This is a genomic window from Kitasatospora sp. NPDC058243 (assembly GCF_042882025.1).
Classification (GTDB): domain Bacteria; phylum Actinomycetota; class Actinomycetes; order Streptomycetales; family Streptomycetaceae; genus Kitasatospora.
Map to the genome: position 1 here is coordinate 1 of NZ_JBHVWW010000136.1, position 4,355 is coordinate 4,355.

Consider the following 4,355-nt stretch of genomic DNA (forward strand, 5'->3'; position numbering starts at 1 on the left):
CGCCGAACGCCTGCTACCCCCACGACGTCAGCGGACCTGCCCCCGCGTCATCAAACGCAAGATGTCCAACTGGCCCCTCAAACGCGCCCAACACCGCAACTGGCCACCACCACAACCGGCAACAGTCACCGTCACCCAGCACGACACAACCTAAAGTCACTGGCATTGCTTCTAGGCTAGCCTGGAGGTCTCATCGCTGTGGTCGGAGGTGCAATGAGCTGTGGCGAGCGGCTCGACGCTCTGGATATGGCCGACAGCAATTTATGCAGCGAGCGCGCGCGGAGATGTGGGACTCTAGCTCACGAGTCGGCGGAACTGCTCATTGAGCAATCGAAACTCTCCGGGCTTCGGCCTGTCGCGAATCAACGCGCCGTCAGGGTCGCGTCGAGGGCCGAGAGATTTCTTAACTTCTTCGACTAGCAGGACCAAGTCGTCGTCATCGAGCACCAGGACGAACTCGCGGCGGTTCAATGCCACGTCGCGGCAGCGCAGCAAGAAACGCTCCTTGTCGACGAATGAGCGGCAGGCGATTATTCCGACCTTTCCTCGCAGCGGGGTGAACCGTCCGCATAGCTGGTCTAGTTCCGGATTTCCCAGATCGGATCCGTAGTTCTTGCACTCAACGAACAAATATGAACACTGGTGTCCCTGTCGGGTGAGCCAGTCAAAGAATCCGCGCCGGTCTCGGTTCGTGTAGGTGATGTCAATCCGCTTCCTGCCTTCGTCGACAAGATGCTCTATCACGGGCTGGGTCAGTGCCGGATAGAACAGGGCAGTGAAAAGCGACTCAATGGCCTTGTGGTAGCGCGAGGCATGCTGTGGCCCGGAGGGTACTTCAAGCACTGCTTCAAGCAGAGCGTCGAAATCTACGGGGTCAGTGCCGGTTGCCGTGCTCAGCTGCGCGTGGGTGAGCGGCTTGATAGGCAGGGCCTGCTTCTTGTCTTTGTATGCGCGGAAGATCTCGACCCTGTCTTCTGAGAGCTCCACCATTCGCGCCTTGTCGCCGCCGTACTCTGCTTCGATGTCCGTCTGCTCAAGCAGGCGCCCCGCTTCCTTTGCGGCCTGGATCAGCTTTCCGGTGGGCTTGTCGCTTTCAGCTGAGAAGAGCGCCGGCGCCAAGTGGTTACGGAAATACTCCTGCTTCGTGAGTAGGAGATCGTGTCGTACGATAACCTTCGGGACGAGTAGGAGAGGCTTTCCATCCGCTACGGGAAGGCGCGTCGCGGAAGCGTCCCACTCCCGACGCTTCGAGTCCCATGCCAGCCCGCAGTAGACATCGTCGACGAGTGGTATTCCATACATCGAGGCTATTGACTGTGTGTAGGAGGTCAGCATTCCCCGAATCACACAGGTTGTGATATCTGAGACTATGTCCTTCCCGATGTCATCGATGAAGAGTGCGGTATCTTCGAGGTCTGCTAGCAGTCCACTCTTTGCGGCCCGACTTGCGGATAGGTTGGCGCATATCCGCGCCACAAGGTACGGGCCGAGTGCGCGGCCTCTGGACTTCCCCCTTGAGAGGCCAAAGTGAGTCTCATTGGGCTCTTGGAGACGAATGAGAAGGTCGCGAACCCTGCGGTTGTCGCCGAGGCTGAGTGACTGAACAATAGTGTCGAAGAACGTGCTGAGCATCTCCAGGCACTGGTGAGACCACTCGTCGGGGAGCTTCTTCAGCGTGCTCGGATCTATGTAAACGGGGGTGTCGTTCACCGTATCAACGTCTACGAAATCGAGGGTCGGCTGCGTGCGTCCGAGGTTGTAATAGTCAGAGACGTGCATGGCTCCCCCGAGAATTTTACTTATCGGCAACCGAGGCTATCTACCCGACTTCCGATGGTCCTACTCGCGTCACTTTTCCTACTCGCCGGTATGCGCTCGATATCAGCCATCATCGGATCCCCCTGCCGCAAGTCTTGACGTCCGTTCGACCTGCACTCCTGCCCGGCCGGAGCTAGTGGGCAGAACCTCCCAGGCGTGTACTGGTCCTTCCTTTCATTGGGATGTCAGCCACGGTCGCCCCTCCAGCTTGACGACCACCTGCGTTCGCCCTGGAGCAGCGGTACCCATCCGGCGACAACGTCCGGTGCCGACAAGGCCATGTTCAGACCCGCTTCGCTCAGTTGCGTAGGTGCTAGTCCCGAGGTGATGAAGAGCAGTACCCCGCCTTGCTGTTTGATCAAGCGCTTCATGTCACGTGAGACCTCGGACGACCACTCCTCAAGGCCCAGTTTCACGACCAGCCCTCTCCGACTCACGGTAGCGAGCCCGGGGACGGTGTTAAGCGCACGATCAGCGGGCAGCATTCCTTGCCGCCGATGGATGTAGGACGGAGTCATCTGCCACTGGCCGTCCTCGCGTTGGGCCAGTTCGACGGATTCCACGCCCGTGTTCACCATCATGATCACTGGGCTCATGCCGTCCAGTACGACCTGGGGTGTGCGGGCTGCACTCGCCGTCCAGGTCAGACGAGGCTCCGACGTGCGGATGATCTTGAAGATTCCGAGGCCATTGTCACGATGGGTGCCGTCATTGTCAGTCCATTCGGGGTAATGACACATCCCCAGGTGGTTGAGACTGGCGGTGGCGCCCCAGGGCTGCTCGAACACACGCAGTGCGGGCACACCTCTTCCCAGCGATAGCCCGCAATACTGGCAATCAAGCGGCCACAGCCCCTCCATCACATCAGCGAGTTGCTCCTGTGCCAACCGTTTCTCGGTGGTCTTGCTCACCGCCACGGCCTGGAGTCCGCCACGGTCGGCCTCCGCGCGGACGATCCGCCAGTCGGGCATCAACAAGGGGGTGCGCTGCCGGGCTTTGCTGAACCACGCTTCGGCATTCTCCGAATCGCCCTCCCAAGCCAAGACGGTGCCGAACGTGATCATGGCATCAGGATCGCCGTCCGCGGCGGCTGCCGAAGCACCTTGCCTCGCCTGTACCAGGTAGTAAACCGCCGCGTCCTTCTGCTTCCGATAGGCGAGCCAGCCGGCGAACGCCAGCGCTGCGGCGGACAGGCCCTGAGCTTCCCCCGTTGTGCGGGAGGTGGTGATTACCTGGTCAGGGCAGGTGTGGGTGGTGCGACGGCCACCGGTTCGGCCGTCGCCTGGTCGGCGTAGTACTTTGCCTCGTACTCGTCCGGGCTGAGCCAGCCGAGTCGTTTCTGGATGCGGCGGGTGTTGTACCAGCCGTCGATGTAGGCGAACAGTGCGAGGTCGGCGTCCGTGCGGGCCGCGAATGCCGTGCGGCGCACGCACTCGGTCTTCAGCACGCTCCAGAAGTTCTCCGCGAGGGCGTTGTCGAACGAGTCGCCGACGGTTCCCATGCTCGGCTCGATTCCCGCCTTCAGCAGGCGGGTTGTGAGTTTGATGGATGTGTACTGGCAGCCGTGGTCGCTGTGGTGGATCAGCTGTCCCGGTTCGACGGGACGGCCGTGCAGGGCGTACTCCAGGGCGGTGAGCGCGAGGTCGGCGTCCGCTCGCTCCGAGGTGTGCCAGCCCACGATGCGGCGGGAGAAGGCGTCGCGGATCGTGGCCAGCCACCACGGGCCCTCGCCGGTGGGTATCAGCGAGATGCCGGCGACCCACAGCCGGTTCGGGGCACCCGTCGTGAAGTTGCGTTGGACCAGGTCCGGGGCGAGGTCGGCCGCCGGGTCGCGGTGGGTGAAGGAGCGGGGCCGGCGCGGGCTGACGCCCTGAAGCCCGGCCTCGCGCATCAGGCGTTCGACCCGCTTGCGGCCGACGTGGGTGCCCTCGCGTCGCAGGACGGCGTGGATGCGCGGGGAGCCGTAGGTTTCGTCGGAGCCGGCGTGGATGCGTCGGATGTGTTCGGTGAGTTCGGCGTTGTGGCGCTTGTGTTCGCAGGGCTCGTGGACGTCGCGGCGCCAGCGATAGTAGGTGGAGGCGGGGATGTGCAGTTCCCGGAGGACGGGCTCGGCCCCGAAGCGGTCCTGGTGCTCGTCGATGAGCTTCAGTACCGTCGCCGGGTCGGGTCGAGCTCCTGGGCGAAAAAAGCCGATGCGGCCTTGAGGATCTCGCACGAGCGCCGCAGCTCGGCGTTCTCCTTGCGCAGAACGGCCAGCTCCTCCTTCTCCACGGTGGTCAGCCGGTCGTCGCGCTCGCCCCGGTCCGCCTCGTCCTGACGGATCCAGTTCCGCAGGGCCTCGTGATGCACCCCGAGATCGCGGGCCATCTGCCGGATCACGGGCTTCGGATCGGCAGCCCGATACGCGGCAACAGCACGCTGCCGCAACTCGGGCGGGTACTTCCAATGCCGCGTAGTTAAGGGGTGGTTGGGCTGGTCAAGACCACGTCCGGGTGATGTTCCAGCTCGCCGAAGGCCGCGGCGGAGATCATGAAGGC

Annotated in this window: 4 protein-coding genes; all 4 read right to left on the reverse strand. The window is 62.8% G+C overall.

Annotated elements, in window-relative coordinates; all coding sequences use genetic code 11:
* Positions 1–294: 294 nt before the first annotated feature.
* The gene (locus tag ACFVX9_RS39465; protein ID WP_380487366.1) at positions 295–1,779 is read right to left on the reverse strand and encodes a hypothetical protein; all 1,485 of its coding nucleotides are present in this window, start codon (positions 1,777–1,779) and stop codon (positions 295–297) included.
* Between the two features lie 224 nt (positions 1,780–2,003).
* Positions 2,004–2,882 carry a hypothetical protein gene (locus ACFVX9_RS39470; RefSeq protein ID WP_387987091.1) on the reverse strand — a complete coding sequence of 293 codons (879 nt, stop codon included), beginning with the start codon at positions 2,880–2,882 and terminating at the stop codon, positions 2,004–2,006.
* Between the two features lie 164 nt (positions 2,883–3,046).
* Entirely contained in the window at positions 3,047–4,033 is a 987-nt protein-coding gene (locus ACFVX9_RS39475; protein WP_387987094.1) for an IS3 family transposase, read from the reverse strand.
* On the reverse strand, positions 3,964–4,355 hold a 392-nt coding region (locus ACFVX9_RS39480; protein ID WP_387987096.1), incomplete at its 5' end, for a transposase. The genes ACFVX9_RS39480 and ACFVX9_RS39475, both read right to left, overlap by 70 nt.